Source organism: Veillonella sp. VA137 (genome assembly GCF_003992015.1).
In the GTDB taxonomy this organism is placed as follows: Bacteria; Bacillota; Negativicutes; order Veillonellales; family Veillonellaceae; genus F0422.
In genome coordinates this window covers 1-16,910 of record NZ_RQVK01000007.1, presented here as the reverse complement: position 1 = coordinate 16,910, position 16,910 = coordinate 1, and the positions used below count along the sequence as shown (strand labels likewise).

15 protein-coding genes and 1 riboswitch are annotated in these 16,910 nt (G+C 39.5%); all 15 genes read right to left on the bottom strand.

What is annotated here, in order from left to right; genetic code table 11:
• Window positions 1–14: 14 nt before the first annotated feature.
• The 15 genes from EO116_RS04580 to EO116_RS04510 all read right to left on the bottom strand — a co-directional run bounded on the left by EO116_RS04580 (window position 15) and on the right by EO116_RS04510 (window position 16,445).
• Complete coding sequence (locus EO116_RS04580; protein ID WP_127160836.1) at window positions 15–1,610, bottom strand: NAD(P)H-hydrate dehydratase; 1,596 nt, start codon at window positions 1,608–1,610, stop codon at window positions 15–17.
• A gap of 11 nt (window positions 1,611–1,621) precedes the next feature.
• A complete protein-coding gene (gene acpS / locus EO116_RS04575; protein ID WP_164726075.1) occupies window positions 1,622–1,984 on the bottom strand; it encodes a holo-ACP synthase in 363 nt (120 codons plus the stop codon).
• A gap of 4 nt (window positions 1,985–1,988) precedes the next feature.
• Window positions 1,989–2,636: a ribulose-phosphate 3-epimerase gene (gene rpe / locus EO116_RS04570; RefSeq protein ID WP_127160834.1), complete on the bottom strand. Its 648-nt coding sequence runs from the start codon at window positions 2,634–2,636 to the stop codon at window positions 1,989–1,991.
• 1 nt (window position 2,637) lies between these two features.
• Window positions 2,638–3,498, bottom strand: a complete 861-nt coding sequence (gene rsgA, locus EO116_RS04565; RefSeq protein ID WP_127160833.1) for a ribosome small subunit-dependent GTPase A — start codon at window positions 3,496–3,498, stop codon at window positions 2,638–2,640.
• A gap of 8 nt (window positions 3,499–3,506) precedes the next feature.
• Complete coding sequence (pknB, locus tag EO116_RS04560) at window positions 3,507–5,408, bottom strand: Stk1 family PASTA domain-containing Ser/Thr kinase (RefSeq protein WP_127160832.1); 1,902 nt, start codon at window positions 5,406–5,408, stop codon at window positions 3,507–3,509.
• Window positions 5,409–5,419: 11 nt separating this feature from the next.
• Entirely contained in the window at window positions 5,420–6,118 is a 699-nt protein-coding gene (locus EO116_RS04555; protein ID WP_127160831.1) for a Stp1/IreP family PP2C-type Ser/Thr phosphatase, read from the bottom strand.
• Window positions 6,115–7,164, bottom strand: coding sequence for a 23S rRNA (adenine(2503)-C(2))-methyltransferase RlmN (gene rlmN, locus EO116_RS04550; protein WP_127160830.1), 1,050 nt, complete (start codon window positions 7,162–7,164; stop codon window positions 6,115–6,117). The genes EO116_RS04555 and rlmN overlap by 4 nt, the downstream gene beginning before the upstream one ends.
• The gene (gene rsmB / locus EO116_RS04545; RefSeq protein ID WP_127160829.1) at window positions 7,161–8,519 is read right to left on the bottom strand and encodes a 16S rRNA (cytosine(967)-C(5))-methyltransferase RsmB; all 1,359 of its coding nucleotides are present in this window, start codon (window positions 8,517–8,519) and stop codon (window positions 7,161–7,163) included. The genes rlmN and rsmB overlap by 4 nt, the downstream gene beginning before the upstream one ends.
• Window positions 8,491–9,075 (bottom strand): DUF116 domain-containing protein, encoded by a 585-nt coding sequence (locus tag EO116_RS04540; protein WP_240629132.1) that lies wholly within the window; start codon window positions 9,073–9,075, stop codon window positions 8,491–8,493. The genes rsmB and EO116_RS04540 overlap by 29 nt, the downstream gene beginning before the upstream one ends.
• 178 nt (window positions 9,076–9,253) lie before the next feature.
• Window positions 9,254–10,231: a methionyl-tRNA formyltransferase gene (gene fmt / locus EO116_RS04535; RefSeq protein WP_127160828.1), complete on the bottom strand. Its 978-nt coding sequence runs from the start codon at window positions 10,229–10,231 to the stop codon at window positions 9,254–9,256.
• Window positions 10,231–10,707, bottom strand: a complete 477-nt coding sequence (gene def / locus EO116_RS04530; protein ID WP_126938717.1) for a peptide deformylase — start codon at window positions 10,705–10,707, stop codon at window positions 10,231–10,233. Before def ends, fmt begins: the two co-directional genes overlap by 1 nt.
• An 8-nt stretch (window positions 10,708–10,715) precedes the next feature.
• Window positions 10,716–12,896 carry a primosomal protein N' gene (gene priA / locus EO116_RS04525; RefSeq protein ID WP_127160827.1) on the bottom strand — a complete coding sequence of 727 codons (2,181 nt, stop codon included), beginning with the start codon at window positions 12,894–12,896 and terminating at the stop codon, window positions 10,716–10,718.
• A 304-nt stretch (window positions 12,897–13,200) separates the two neighbouring features.
• Complete coding sequence (gene metK / locus EO116_RS04520; protein ID WP_127160826.1) at window positions 13,201–14,391, bottom strand: methionine adenosyltransferase; 1,191 nt, start codon at window positions 14,389–14,391, stop codon at window positions 13,201–13,203.
• A 49-nt stretch (window positions 14,392–14,440) separates the two neighbouring features.
• Window positions 14,441–14,542: riboswitch (SAM riboswitch) on the bottom strand.
• Window positions 14,543–14,599: 57 nt separating this feature from the next.
• Window positions 14,600–15,781, bottom strand: a complete 1,182-nt coding sequence (gene coaBC, locus EO116_RS04515; RefSeq protein WP_127160825.1) for a bifunctional phosphopantothenoylcysteine decarboxylase/phosphopantothenate--cysteine ligase CoaBC — start codon at window positions 15,779–15,781, stop codon at window positions 14,600–14,602.
• 217 nt (window positions 15,782–15,998) lie between these two features.
• Window positions 15,999–16,445, bottom strand: coding sequence for a GNAT family N-acetyltransferase (locus EO116_RS04510; RefSeq protein WP_127160824.1), 447 nt, complete (start codon window positions 16,443–16,445; stop codon window positions 15,999–16,001).
• Between the last annotated feature and the right edge of the window lie 465 nt (window positions 16,446–16,910).

Below are 16,910 nucleotides of genomic sequence, written 5' to 3'. Positions count from 1 at the left end.
ACGTATTATCACGATTATCTCAGAGGTATCATCTGCATATAACCATCTATCGTTGGTAATACACGTCCAATTCGCTGTGCCACCTCTGTAGGAGTAAACCCAGGACCAAGGTCCTCTAAGGCTATATCTCCGGCTCGACTATGGGCATATATTGCAACATTGATTGCATTTGTAGGATCCTGTTCTTGATTCAACATAGAACCAATAACACCAGCTAATACATCACCCATGCCACCAGTCCCCATATATGGGTTACCATTCGTTGTTACAAACACCTTACCATTAGGCGTAGCCATTATAGTAGGTTGTCCTTTTAGGACAACATATACGCCGTGTTCTTTCGCAAATTCACTAGCATATCCAATAGGATCTTGGTTAATGTCTCCTATACTTTTTCCTGTAAGAGCAGAGAATTCGCCTAAATGCGGTGTTACTACAACGACATACCCTTTCTTACCTAATGTATACGAGCACTGTTTTAACAGCGATACATCATTAGAAATCGCTATGAGCCCATCTGCATCAAGTACCATGTGGCTATCTGTAACAGATTGCATCCATTGAAGTAAATGTTTCCTATCAGTATTACTCCTGCCACCACCAGGGCCAATGACTACTGTACTGTTCCCATCTAGTTGTTCTACATTGTTACAATCACGAATCATCATTTCAGGTCGACTCAAGGAACGCAACGCATCTAACTCATTTGTACCAGACAGTATAGTGACTTTTCCAGCTCCACTACGTAATGCTCCTTCAGCACTTAATATAGGGGCCCCATAAATCCCCGGAGAACCACCCACAATATAGACATGTCCATTTATCCCTTTATGGGCAATAGGAGAACGAGGCTCTACATGCAAGGAATCTGCATTGTTCCAATAGATTTCCTGACAATTCTGATCAGATTCCCCTAATGCATGATGGGGAAAAGGATATCCAATACTGCCTAAAGTCATTTTCCCTACGCATTGACGCCCTGGATACATGAGCATTCCCACTTTAGGAGCTAACAATGTAATTGTTTCATCTGCTCTGAATGAAAAGGCGTCGGCATTTCCTGTTAAGCCGTTCACACCACTAGGAATATCGATGGCAATACATGTTCGTGTCTCACTATTACAACGCCATGCTTTACATTGCTCAAAGATAGTTCCTATCTGTTTGGGTAGTTCACCATGGAAACCTGTACCAAACACACCATCTACCACAACACTTACATCCCGTAATATATGGGAGGGTATTAGATTTCCATTAAACTCCATCATCTCATCAGTCACAATCGTAATCGTATCTTCTAGAGTATGTACCACCTTCCATTGTTGTTGAAACAAAGGAGAACCTTCTTCTGGATTCCCACATACAACAACATAGGGCGTCACTTCAGGCACTTCTGTTAACAATCGTGCTGCCACTAAGGCATCACCACCGTTATTGCCAATGCCACAAAGAAATAAAACTCCCTTGGGCCCCTTTACTTCTTGTATATATCTATGTACTACCTCAAAAACAGATCGTCCCGCTTGTTCCATTAAATGAGATACTGGAAGTCCTAAACTTTCAATATATTGATCTACTATGTTAACTTGCTTTGGTGTTAATAGTCGCATAGGTCTATCCTCTAATATACAATGACAGTACTCGTAGCATATTCACGACAATGACTAATAGAAACTTGCATCGTTTCATATCCTAAGGCTTTCATTTGTTGTCCAAAATAACCGGTACAAGTCAAAACAGGAGCTCCCCAAGCATCATGCGTCACTTCTATATCTTGCCACGAACCATGGCGAAATCCTGTCCCCAAGGCTTTTACACACGCTTCTTTAGCCGCAAAAATGCCCGCAAAGGATGCTGCTGCTTGTTTGTTACGTCCCCACGCATAGTTTCGTTCGTATTCTGTAAATACTCGTTGTAAAAAACTATCCCTTTCAATCGCTTGTTCCATACGATGAATTTCTATGATATCTGTACCTACTCGAATCATCTTAGCCTCGTAGTTTAGCAATCATATCTGCACGATCTGCTGCACCAAATACAGCTGATCCGGCCACTAATAGAGTAGCCCCTGCTTCACGAACTAATGGAGCTGTTTCCAAGTTAATACCACCATCTACTTCTACAACAGCTTTTGTATTGCCTACCGAGTCCAATAGTTCTCGAGCTTGCTTTACTTTCTTCACTGCATTATGAATAAACGATTGGCCGCCAAATCCTGGATTTACACTCATAATTAAAATTAAATCTAAATCTTCTGCAATATCTTCCAGTAAGGAAACTGGCGTAGATGGATTTAAAGAAACGCCTGCTTTCATACCAGTTGCTTTGATAGCTTGAATCAAACGATGCACATGTGGCACAGCTTCCCAATGAAAGGTGAAATACTCCACCCCTATCTTGGCATACTCTTCTACATAATCACCTGGATTTTCTACCATTAAATGTACATCAAAAGGCAATTTCGTATGTGGACGCAACGCTTTTACCACAGGAGCACCAAATGTTAGGTTTGGCACAAAATGTCCATCCATCACATCAATATGTAATACGTCAGCACCACCTTCTTCGATAGTACGAATATCTTCTCGCAAATTAGAAAAATCTGCCGATAACATAGATGGGGCAATTTGAATCATTTTATCGTCTCCTTTGATCTTCAAGTTCTGATTTAATTGTCAAATAGGATTGGTATCGTTGCTCACTAATCTGCCCATTAGCTAAGGCATTTTTCACAGAACAAATAGGTTCATGACTATGGGAACAAGGACTAAACTTGCATCCCCTATCATGGTCACAAAACTCGGGGAATGTATGCACTAACTCTTCTACAGTCATCCCTGTATGCTCTAAAGCTGAAAATCCTGGTGTATCCATGATGAACGAACTTTCATCTAAGCTGTATAAAGAGGCATGGCGCGTCGTATGGCGACCACGTTTAATCTTATCGCTAACAGCTCCTGTTTGAAAGGCAAAATTCGGATCTACTGCATTGAGTAAACTACTTTTACCTACTCCAGAAGGGCCGGCAAAGGCACTGATTTTACCATGTAATACATGGCGTAATTCATCAATCCCTTCACCGGTATACGTGGACGTACAGAGTACAGTGTAACCGATATTTTCATAAATAGATTTCAGTTTCATCGTATCTTCTGTATGCAAATCATATTTATTAATCACTAGTACTGGAGGAATATGACTATGATGAATCATCACTAATAAACGATCCAATAATAAAGGATGAATATCTGGCTCTCGCGCGGCTACGACTACAATGACTTGGTCAATATTGGCAATAGCTGGTCTACGTAAAGAATTTCTTCTCTCTTCAATAGAATCAATCCAACCATCATCTGTAATATGCACCGTATCTCCTACTAAGAGAGAATATCGTTCTTTTTTTAACCGTCCTCGAACCTTACATTCATGTACATCTCCACTTGGAGTTTGCACATAAAAGTACCCATTCATATTCTTAATTACAACACCTTGTTTCATAGTTTCTCCTATAAGGATTGCTCTTGTACTAATGCATTATTTAAGTAAATCTGAACTCGTACATTGCCGGATCCAGACACACTCTTTACAATGCGATCTCCTGGTGCATTAGTGCCATCATAGACAACACGTCCACCGTCATCATCGATGACTACTAATTTCACATGTTGCGAGGCACGTCCATTCGGCACCGTTACATCCACAACACCTTTCGTAGTACCTTGTTTCGCATTGGCTCCGTCTTTTTTGCCATCTTTTGGTTGTCCAACCAATGTGATACTTTCATCTCGTTTCACCGAAGACCCTGGAGCAGGGCTGACAGCTGTAACAACAGCAGAATCTTCATTAGAACCAGAAATTTTACTAATGCTTAAGCCTAAATTTCCTAAAGCTTCTTTCGCTTCTTTAATGGTCATACCCACAACATTCGGAATCTCTACAGTAGTCGATTTAGTTTGATTAATCGTAATATCTACAGTGGCCCCTTTGGAAGCTTTGCCTCCAGCTTGTAGGCCTTGGCTGATCACTACACCATCTTCTTTACTAGAATCACTTTCATAAGATATTTTACCAATTGATAAGCCTAACGCTTTTAATTTTTCTCTAGCTTGGTCAAAGCTCATACCTTGCAAGTCTGGTATCGTGATATCTCCTGCACCTTTGCTGACTACTAAGTGTACCACACGCCGTTCTTTGACAGATTCCCCTGCTTCAGGGCTCTGTGAAATGACCTGTCCTGCCGGCACATCCGAATTCGTTACTTCTGAGCTAGATACCCGTAGATGTCGTTCTTCTAACAATCTTGTAGCTACACTTAACTGTTTACCTACCACATTCGGTACGTCTACAGTAGAATTACTCCAGAAGTTGCCAAAGCTCAAGAAGGCCCATAAAAAGGCAAGTAAGAATGCAAATACAGCACCACCAATGACATATTTTTGTGGCAAGCTACCTAATTTTGCCAATATGCCTTCTTGTTGTTCTTCCTCTTCTTCCAAGGCCTCTGTCTCCAATGGAGGCAACACTTGTGTCGCAAAGTCATGTTGCATCGGCCGTGCTGATGTGCCACCACGATAGCCTAATGACATCCGTAACGCCTGAATCATTTCAGAGATAGATCCAAACCGTTTGCCTGGCTCTTTTTCTAAAGCTATTAATACCACTTGCTCTAATTGTGGTGGAATCATAGCATTCTTAATACGTGGTGCTACTACAGGGTCTTTCACATGTTGTAATGCCACACTAACAGGCGTTTCCCCTCTAAAAGGAACTTCTCCCGTTAACAATTCATAAAGGACAACCCCTAATGAATAAATATCGGTACTCACATTGATGCTCTTACCACTAGCTTGTTCTGGAGAAATATAATGGGCTGACCCCATCACAGAATTGGTATACATCATCGTCGTAGCTGAGTTAATCGCTCTGGCAATACCAAAATCTGTTACCTTTACACGTCCAGAATCAGTAATCAATATATTATGTGGCTTTACGTCACAGTGAACGATGCCCATCATGTGGGCATGCTCAAGGCCCTCTGCAATGGCTACTGTAATTTTTACAGCTTCTTGCACAGTCACCTGAGCGCCATGATGCTGAATGTATTCTTTCAACGTACATCCAGATACATATTCCATAATGATGTAATGAAAGCCCTGATCAAATCCAACATCGTACATGCTCACTACATTGGGATGATTTAGCTTCCCTGCCGCTTGTGCTTCCCGTTTAAAACGGGCCACAAAGTCTTGATCGCTACCAAAATTTTGATGCAGAATTTTAATAGCCACAGGTCGTCCCAATAGTGTATCTTTCCCACGATATACATCGGCCATACCACCAACGCCTATCTTCTGTTGTACCTCATAGCGATGGTCAAAGACCAATCCCACTAATGTATGTCTATCCATAAGTCACCTCTTTATATACGTCCAAGTACGATTGTTACATTATCTCGTGCTCCCGCATCATATACAAGGTGCACTAAATCTTCCAAAGCTCTACTTTCATTGTTTTCTTCTGAAAGCACTTGTTCAATCTTAGATTCTTCAATATAACCAGACAAACCGTCACTACATAATAGGATACGGTCATTCTGATGCACTTCAACTACGCCTGTATCTACTTCTACAGTTTCATACACTCCGATGGCTCGAGTCAACATATTTCGTTTCGGATGATGAATGACTTCTTCTTCAGTAATCGTTCCTGCTTCTACTAATTGCTGTACCATAGAATGATCTTTTGTCATACGGTGCAAACCATCTTCTCCATACCTGTACAAGCGACTATCACCTACATGCGCCCAATACAGGATATCTTCTTGTACGTATGCAACAACTGCTGTAGTCCCCATACCTTCCAACTCTTTGTAGGATTGGCTCTTTTCATAGACCATACGATTTGCTTTTAGAATGGCATTCTTTAATACTTCGGTAGATATTTCAGTAGCCTCATTGACTACTTCTACAATCGTATCGACTACCATGGTACTAGCATATTCTCCACCGGTATAACCACCCATACCATCTGCTACAATTAGCAGAGGCCCTTGGGCATAAAAACGATCTTCATTACGTTGGCGAACTAATCCAGTTTTACTGATTCCTAAACTAATCATAACATCCCTTCTTTCAAAGATTGTTGATGTTGTATTTTCAACTGTCCACAAGCTGCTTGAATTTCATCACCCATTTCTTTACGAATCGTCACAGACACGCCGTAGGATTCGACAATAGACTTAAATTCTTGCATAGCTTTTATAGACGGTTTGTATAAATTAATATGTTCATTTCCATTGACAGGAATTAAATTGACATTACAATGAGGAAACTCTTTTGCAATCATACCTAGTTCATGAGCTTCCTTTTCAGAGGAGTTCACATCTTGAATCAAAATATATTCAAAGGTCACACGGCGATCCGTCTGTCGATAATACTCCGCCACGGCATCTAGTACATCTTGTAACGCATAGGTGGCTCCTATAGGCATAATTTTCTTTCGACTTTCATCTGTCGTAGCGTGCAAGGATAGTGCCAATGTAATAGGCAAGCCCAGTTCTGCAAAGCGATAAATATTCGGTACTAATCCACAAGTGGACACCGTCATTCGACGATAGCCTATATTAAAGCTTTCTTTTTCATGAATAAATTGCAATGCTTCCATAGTATGATCAAAGTTTTGTAATGGCTCTCCTGATCCCATGACAACGATAGAGTGCACTTCTTCTTTGATGATGCTTTCAAAGAGTAATAACTGACCTACAATTTCAGCTACTGTTAGATTTCGGAATAAACCTTCTGTAGTAGATGCACAAAAAATGCATCCCATTGCACATCCCACTTGAGATGACAAACACACAGAGTTACCATAGTGTTGCTTCATCAGTACCGTTTCTACTTGATGACCATCAGAAAATCTGAGCAATAATTTTTTTGTATTTCCATCAGAACTAGTAGATTCTCGCACCACTGTAGGTAATGTAATCGTACAGTGTGTGGTAAGCCATTCACGCATTGTCTGTGGAAGCTGTAACATATCTTCCATAGAGAATACGTGACGTTGATAGATATAATCCATAATCTGCTTCGCTCTAAATTTGGGAAACCCTCCATCTGTCACAAATTTACTTAAAGCTGGCAATGAAAGTCCAATTAATTCTATCATGCTCTCTCCTTACGTAAACGGGCTATAAAAAATCCGTCCATATCATATACGTGTGGCAATAAAGTAACCATAGAACCTTCTGCTGCAAACGGCAACAGTGGAGCCACATCTTCTAAGACGAAATTAGGGTTATCTTGTAAAAATCTTTCCACAACCCCTTCATTTTCCAAAGTATTGATAGTACATGTAGAATATACTAAGTGTCCTCCTACTTTTACATAGGAACTAGCATTTTGTAATATTTGTTGCTGCAACTTTGGCAATTCTTGTAATTGGGATTCTTCTTTTCGCCACCGCATATCTAGTTTCTTCTGTAAGATTCCTAGACCTGAACATGGCGCATCTACTAGTACGGCATCAAAAGAATCTTTCCATTGTGCCTCTTTTACTGTAGCATCACCTTGTTGAGTCTGTACATTAGACATACCCATGCGTTTGGCATTTGCCTGCAACAGTTCTACTTTATGCTCATGAATATCCGTAGCTACGATGGTTCCTGTATTACCCATGAGGGTTGCCATATGCAATGTTTTACCTCCCGGTGCTGCACAGGTATCTAAAATCTGCATATGTTGTTGAGGTTCTACTGCATAAGCTACAGCCATAGAGGCTTCGTCCATGAATGTCATCAATCCCTCTTGTACCCATTTTGCTTCCTGCAATTGTCCTTTGTGAGATTTGATGATAATCGCATCTGGAATCATATGACTAGGCTCTACTTCCCAATTTGCCTCTGAAAGTTCTTCTAATAAATCATGCCGACTAATTCGTAATGTATTCACGCGTGCTGTCAATAATGGCGTTTCATTGAACCATTCGCAAAAATCTATTGTTTCTTCTAGACCTCGTTGCTCTATCCACAAATGGACTAGCCACAAAGGTTGATTATAAATATAGGAAATTCGTTCCGCTTCTGAAGTAGCTAAAGCATCTACACCAATATCTTCGCGTTGTCTGTCTACATTACGAAGTACTGCGTTGACAAATCGGTCTGTACCAGGAGCCACTTTTTTTGCTAGTTTTACACTTTCATTCACAGCAGCACTAGATGGCACCTTATCCATATAGAGTAATTGGTACACTCCAAGTCTAAGAATCTCTAAAACAAAAGGAGATAATTTTTTAACTGGCTTCTTGGTAAAATGAACGATAACCGCATCTAAGTAGTTTTGACGACGCACCACACCATAGACTAACTCTGTAAAGAATCTACGATCTAAATCTTCTAATCTTTCTTGTATCATATACTGAGGCAATACAATATTGGCATACTTCTTATCTCTATGTATATCTACCAAGGCTTTCATAGCTAGGCGCCGAATATTTTTATGTTCTTTCTTTTGTTTCGTTTCCATACAGTAACCTTTCTATGACAAGTCTAATGTCTTCTGTATTGACTCTCGTATTACAACAGGGACCACAAGGTCGTTCATTTAAGACACCTATTACGGGAATGGGAAACACATCTGCCATGCCACTGACTAAATCTCTTTCACAGGCAATTGCCACAATAGCTTGAGGACGAATTTCTTTGATTTTCAAACGTGCTAATGTGCCACCTGTAACAACCACAAAGTGACATCCATAGGTATCTGCAATGTCTAGCAAGGTTCCTACTTGGCACCCGCCACAACGCTTACAATTATGCACATCTGTAGTCACTTTATGTACGCAACTAGATAATTGTATACAATGCGGTGTGAGTAGTAATAACCGTTCTGGTTCCACCCGATATACTTGAGTGCTCACAAGATGATTGATTAAAGCAATCAAGGATTGACTCACTTCATCCTTAGTATATCCAAAGCATCTAGCTAAGACCGTTACCAACGGAAATAAAAGATATAACCCACGATTAGACAGTCGTAGTAGAATCGGATGTTGTATAGGGTACATTGTAACTAATGCCATGTATATCCACATGGACCACCCTATCAATATGGGGAATAGTAGCGCACTCTCTCCGATAGGCCCGACAACAGGTCCCCATTGAGATAAGCTAGGATGCATCATCCAAACTATCCAACCCCATACCAGTGATATTAATAGCATTGCCACAGCCGTCACCGTTAAATACAAACGATAAGATTTATTCATCGCCAAAGCAAGCTCCTACTGCTAACTGATGACCACGCGCAAAATCACCTGCATTCATTCGTTTTTTATTTTCTGGCTGCACTTCTGTGACACGTAAGACCCCGTGACCAGTGAAGATACTGAAAGACCCTTTATCTACATGCACTATTGTACCCTCTTTAGGATAGCCACAAGCTCCTTGTAAGTGTTCAGGAGCATACTTAGAGGTAGGGTCTACTTTAGCATGCCAGAACTTAACCCGTTTTCCCTCTAAGAATGTATAACATCCAGGACTTGGATTGAAAGCTCTTATTTTCGCAGCTAATGTATGTGCTGGTTCTGTAAAGTTAAGATGTCCCATCTCTTTCGTAATTTTTCCTGTTTCAATAGCTTCTTCATGATTTTGCGGGACTCTTGTTAATGTACCTGCTTGTAAAGCATCTACGGCTGGTACAATCATCTGTGCTCCTAATTTTGCCAAAGCTGTAAAGATTGTACCAGATGTATCCTCTTCTGTAACAGGAATACGTTCCATTAACAGAGTATCACCTGTATCTAATCCTTCGTCCATATGCATAATCGTCATACCAGTTTCTGACTCTTCATGAAGAATCGCATATTGTATAGGCGCTGCACCCCTAAATTTCGGCAATAAAGAGGCATGTAGATTAATACACCCCAATGGAGGCTGATGAATGAGCCAAGGAGGTAAAATCTTACCATACGCAATAACTACGACAATATCAGGAGCCAAAGTTTGCAACAATTCTTCTGCTTCTTCATTGCGCAAGGATTTCGGTTGATACACAGGAATATCATACTGTAACGCCAATTCCTTCGTCGGTGGCATTTGCAATTTATTGCCTCGTCCTTTCGGTTTATCTGGTTGACAAAATACACCTATTACTGAGTGGGAACTGTCAATTAAAGCCTGTAACGTAGGAACTGCTATATCTGGAGTTCCCATGAAAACTATACGTAATGGATTCATTATTGTTGTTCCTTTTTATGGATAAAAATCTCATTGGGGTTCACTAACTTTTCCACAAATAAAATACCATTTAAATGGTCAATTTCATGTTGAAAAATACGCGCTAAAAAACCTTCTGCTTTGATCTTAATCTTTTTATTATTTCGATTGATACCATGTACTTCAATTTTGTCATATCGCTCTACATCACCAAATAATTCTGGTACGCTCAAACAACCTTCTAAACCTATTTGAGAGCCTTCTTTTTTCACGATTTCTGGATTGATTACTTCAATTAATCCATTTCCATCATCTAATACAATGATTCGTTTAGATACATTGACTTGCGGTGCCGCTAAGCCTACACCATCTGTTTTATACATCGTTTCTGCCATATCATCTAATAATTGACGAATTTTTTTATTTACGAACTCTACCGGTTCTGCTATTTGTTTCAACACAGGATGACCTGTTTTCATGACTTCTAAAACTGCCATATTCCCTCCTATACTGGATCCACATCTATATAGATATGGGGCAATGTAAATATATCTGAATGATACATGTATGATTTTATTTTTGATAAATCAATTCCACGAATCATAATACAAAGTCGATACATATCTCGTATCTTTGCGGCACCATTTTCATAGGGCCCTAGTATATCTATGCGCTGACCTGTACAAGCCTCACGCAACGTATTGACTAATTCTGTCGCTCTTGTTCGTACTACTGAGAGCTTTTCATCTAATAAGGTAATCTGTATCATTTCACCAATTGGCGGATACAACAAAGCCTTTCGAGCCTCTATTTCTTCCTCATAAAAGCTAACATAATCATGGTGCGTACTGTGCTGAATAGCATAATGCTCAGGACTATAGGTTTGTACTACGACTGTTCCTGGTTTATCACCACGACCAGCACGACCAGCCGCTTGTGTTAGCAAATTAAACGTTCTTTCAGAAGCCGTATACACAGGAATGTGCAAGACAGAATCAGCTGTAATAATTCCTACTGCGGTAACATTTGAAAAATCATGTCCTTTTGCCACCATTTGCGTACCCAATAAAATATCATATTGGCCAGCACCAAAGGCTTCCAAAATGCGCTGTGATTCTCCTTTTTTAGATGTCGTATCTTGATCTAGACGAGCAATTCTAGCTTGAGGAAATCGCTTTGCTAATTCTTCTTCTACCTTTTGTGTGCCTGTACCAAAGAATTTAATCTTACGGCTACCACAATGAGGACAAATTTGAGGTACTTTTTCATGATGGTCGCAGTAATGGCACCGCAAATCCTGTCCCGCTTGATGATACACCATTGAGATATCACAGTGAGGGCATTGGATAGGTTTACCACAATCTCGACACATCACAAAGGTACTATGTCCTCGACGATTCAACAAGAGAATTATTTGCTCCCGTTTCTGTAGCGTTTCTTGGATTAAAGTATCTAGCGCCATAGAAAATACAGAGTAATTCCCATAGAACATTTCCTCTTTCATATCCACAACATTTACCTTAGGCATTGGTTGATGAAAAATTCGATGTTCCAAAGATAGTAATTGATACATGCCTTGGTTAGCTAAATAATAGGCCTCTATAGACGGTGTGGCAGAACCAAATATAATTGGACATTGATGACTTTCACTGCGCCATCTTGCCACCATACGTGCATCGTAACGAGTCATATCCTGTTGCTTATAGGATGGATCATGTTCCTCATCGACTACAATGAGACCAATGTCTTCTGTAGGTGCAAACACTGCAGAACGAGCCCCAATAATAATATGGCTATCTTTTCGGCGCAAACGCTCCCAATTGTTGTAACGTTCTGATTTTGTTAACTGACTATGGAAAACCACAACTTCTTGTCCAAACTTTTCTACGAATCGTCTTACAATTTGCGTCGTTAAAGCAATTTCTGGAACTAAAATAATAGCAATCTTATCTTGTCGAATTGTTTCTTGCGCAGCTTTTAGATACACTTGTGTTTTTCCGCTACCCGTTACACCATGGAGCAAAAAAGATTTATTTGTATGATTAGCAATGCATTCCTGAATAGGATCATATACAGACTGCTGTGGTTCTGTCAGAGGAATGTCTATGCTACCTGCAACTTCCTCGTAGCGTGTTTTCGTCATTGCATAGCGCCATTCCACATCGATATGAGAAGATTCTTTTACTTGCTTAATGACAGGCAAACTAAATCCTGCCAATCGCAAGGCACTCACCGAAGTTGCTCCATGCTCTACTAAGTATTCTGCCAACAAACGTTGCTTTTGTTTCCTCACTCCAAATAGTTCTACATGAAAGGAGTCCTTAGGCACAAGCCATTCCATTTTTGGTCTGTCATAAGATTTTAATTTACTTTTATCCACAGTAAATAAGCTTAATGCCTCTGCAAAAGTACATAGGTAATACTCACTTAGCTTACGAGCTGTACTCAGCATTTCCGATGAAAACCAAGGCGTTGGATCTAATACGGCTAATATAGGTTTAATCACAAATGGTGGATTTTCTATGTCACAATAACCTACAAGGATTCCCTCTTCTTTGGAGGCTCCCAACGGAACTGCCACACGGGTTCCAATAGGTACGTCCCCGAATGAGTCAGGTATTTCATAGGTTAAAGGTTTATTCAATTGTTTCGCAGGACGATTGATAATAATTTCACCTAAACGCATCATAACCTCCTGACTAAACACTCTCCATTATACCACGTTTATAGCTATGATTCATACTATTTCATATCCTAGTCCTGCACATTTCACGTCATGACATTTCTTTTAAGACGAATATATACGAGGTTATAGAAGCAAATGAGTTAGTACACGAATCTTTTCCTCTTATAACAAGTATACACACATAACAATCTAAACGCTGATAGTTTATGTACATGACAACGGGGATAACAAAAATAGAGGACAAAGACATGCGTCTCTATCCTCTATATATGTATCATTCAAAAGCGAAGGGCAAATTGATCTATTATAACCCAGCTTCTTTACGAAGTGCTTCTGCTTTATCTGTGCGTTCCCATGGAAGGTCTACGTCAGTACGACCAAAATGACCATAGGCAGCAGTTTTTTTGTAATGTGGTTTCAACAAGTCTAACATTTCAATGATGCCTGCTGGACGAAGATCAAAATGCTTACTTACTAATGCAGAAATTTTTTCTTCTTCGATTTTTGCAGTACCGAATGTTTCAACCATGATAGATACAGGTTTTGCTACACCAATTGCGTAAGCTACTTGTACTTCACATTTATCAGCAAGACCAGCTGCCACAATATTTTTAGCTACATAACGAGCTGCATATGCTGCGGAACGGTCAACTTTTGTAGGATCTTTACCGGAGAAAGCTCCACCACCATGACGAGCCATACCGCCATACGTATCTACGATAATTTTACGACCAGTCAAACCAGCATCACCTTGTGGACCACCGATTACGAAACGACCAGTTGGGTTGATGAAATATTTAGTATTTTCATCAATAAATCCTTCTGGAAGAACTGGATCAATCACATATTTTTTAATATCTGCTTGGATTTGTTCCAATGTCACTTCTGGTCCATGTTGTGTAGAAATAACGATTGTTTCAATGCGTTTAGGTTTTCCATCAACATATTCAACAGTTACTTGGGTTTTACCATCTGGACGAAGATAATCCAATGTGCCGTCTTTACGAACTTTTGTCAATTGACGAGATAAGCGATGTGCCAAACTAATAGGCATAGGCATTAATTCTTCAGTTTCATTGGATGCGAAACCAAACATCATGCCTTGGTCACCCGCGCCGATTTTATCGAACGCATCACTACCACCTTCACGAGATTCTAATGCTTCATCAACACCCATCGCAATGTCTGCAGATTGTTCGTCAATCGCTACGTTAACGCCACAAGTATCAGCATCAAAACCAAATTTTGCACGTGTATATCCGATTTCACGAATTGTATCACGAACAATATGAGGAATATCTACATACGTTTTTGTAGTAATTTCGCCTACTACATGAACTTGGCCTGTAGTTACTAATGTTTCACAGGCAACGTGTGCTGTTGGATCTTTTTCTAAAATAGCATCCAATACAGCATCTGAAATTTGGTCAGCAATTTTGTCTGGATGACCTTCTGTTACAGATTCAGAAGTGAAAAATACATGTTTTTCTGCCATGAATAAACCTCCAATAAAAAAATTCCTCATCCCAAGATGAGGAATTATATCCCCATCTTCCGATCAAATATCGTTGGATTTAGCACCTTTTCCCTAAGGAATGGTTGCTGTAGCTTCACAGGGCCTTTCCCTCCACTACTCTTGATGAGACTTGTATCATACATATAATACTTAGTTTAAAATCACTACAAGTCATTATAACACACATTTATAGGTCTGCCAAGGCTTGAATGATACGTTCTGCTACATCAAGTTTTGACATATTGGGTAAATTTACAATTTGATCTCCAGGATAGATAAATGTCACTTCATTTGTATCTACATCAAATCCAGCATTGGATTTACTTACATCATTAGCTACTAACATATCCAAATTCTTTTTGCGCACTTTTTCTTTTCCATAGGTAATGACATCTTGCGTTTCCGCTGCAAAACCAATTAACTTTTGATGCTGTTTGCGGCTCCCTAAGCTTGCTAATATATCTGGATTTTTTACCAACTCTAATGTCATAGTTTCTTGTTTTTTTATTTTATTGTCCGCTACTTCAGCTACACGATAGTCCGCCACAGCCGCGGCCATAATCACAGCATCTGCAGAGTCATAGTGACTATCTATAGCCTCTTTCATCTCTGTAGCAGAACGAACTATGATACGCTCTACACCAATTGGCACCTCAAGATCTGTGGGAGCAGATACCAAAATTGTCTTAGCTCCCGCCTGGGCCGCTTTTAGAGCCACTGCATATCCCATCTTTCCACTGGAACGATTCGTAATGTACCGAACTGGATCAATAGCTTCTTGCGTACCACCAGCGCTGACAATCACAGTTTTACCTTCCAATAGATCTGTTTTCCCTAAATGAAAGTCCACCCAGTCCATAATTTTTTGCGGTTCTGGTAAACGACCTTTTCCTTCTACCCCACATGCTAGGAGTCCACTGTCAGGTTCTAACACATGGACGCCTCTACCACGCAAGATAGTTAAATTTTCTTGCACAGTTGGATGAGCATACATGTTACTATTCATAGCTGGACATACAAATACAGGGGCCGTTGTGGCCAATAATTGGGTAGATAACATATCATCTGCAATACCATGGGACATCTTAGCAATCATATTAGCCGTTGCTGGTGCTACGACATAGGCATCCGCCCAAGTTGCATAGGCAATATGCTCTACATTCCAATCCTGTACATTTTCAAACATTTCCACAGCCACTTTGTGTTTACTAATTTCACCAAACACAAGGGGACTCACAAATTTAGTGGCATTTCTCGTCATTACCACTTTTACTTCTGCTCCCGCTTTATATAAACGGCTTACTAACTCTACTGCTTTATAGGCTGCTATTCCTGCTGTTACACCTACTACAATATGCTTACCCTTCAAAGGTCTCACCTTCCTATAGAACTAATTCGATTAATAGACTATCTGTACTTACCCTATTATACAGTATCTGACCCAGTAATACATCTTTATTTTAAACTATGAAAGTTCAAGATAGTCTCTCTGCAAAAAAAGCTGTAAACAAATTAAAATATACATAATTTGCTACAGCTTTTTACATATGTATAGAATAGATGGCAAATCCATCAAGTCTTGGCCTCTATAAAGGTAAAGATAAATGAACAACAGTTTTCACTGATTTCTTCGTTCCATCTAATTTTTTGAACCCTAAGTTAGTATATAACTCTTTTGCATTTTCCATGCTAGGTAAACTATCTAAAAGCAATGTTTTATACCCAAACTCACGAGCATCTTCTACAACCATTTTAGCCATATTCGTACCTAAAGAGCTATGCCGAAAAGCAGGACGAACGTACAACCGTTTCATAGCTGCTGTTTTACTATCAACATAGCGTAATGCGACACAACCCGCTGGTTTGTTATCGATAAAGGCAATATACAAGGCTTCACCTTCACCTTTATATTTGTCTTCCAGTCCATGAAACTCTCTTAAATTAGCGGACACACCTAAGGATCGTACATACTCTACAAATAAATCTTTTACTTCATCAATATAATCGTGGCCATTACGAATTTCAAAATTCATAGTATACCTCCTCTTAGTATTACATGAAACTGATATTGTTAGTATTCGACGAAATTATAAAAACTCCTTTTATTTTCTCTTAACATTTTAATGATATTAGTTGCTCCATACTTACATAAACACATGGCAGTTAACACAAATGATATCCAACATAACACTACTAATACATAAAAATATAAGTACACGCCATCTATACTACATACAAAAAAGACTGCAACAAACAACACTTGTTACAGTCTCAATGTAATTATTGGCTCTATAATAAATGTTGGGGCTACTCATATAAGAGTAGCCGCCAACATTTTTTGTTGCAATAAAATAGACATATACAGACTCATACCGTATCATAAAAGTAACCACACAATTAAGAAAGGATGAGTCATATATGTTTACAGTTAATTATACAGAAATTATCTTTAAAATTAAAGAGGAATATATCAAACATACAAGAGTAAATGAGGACGG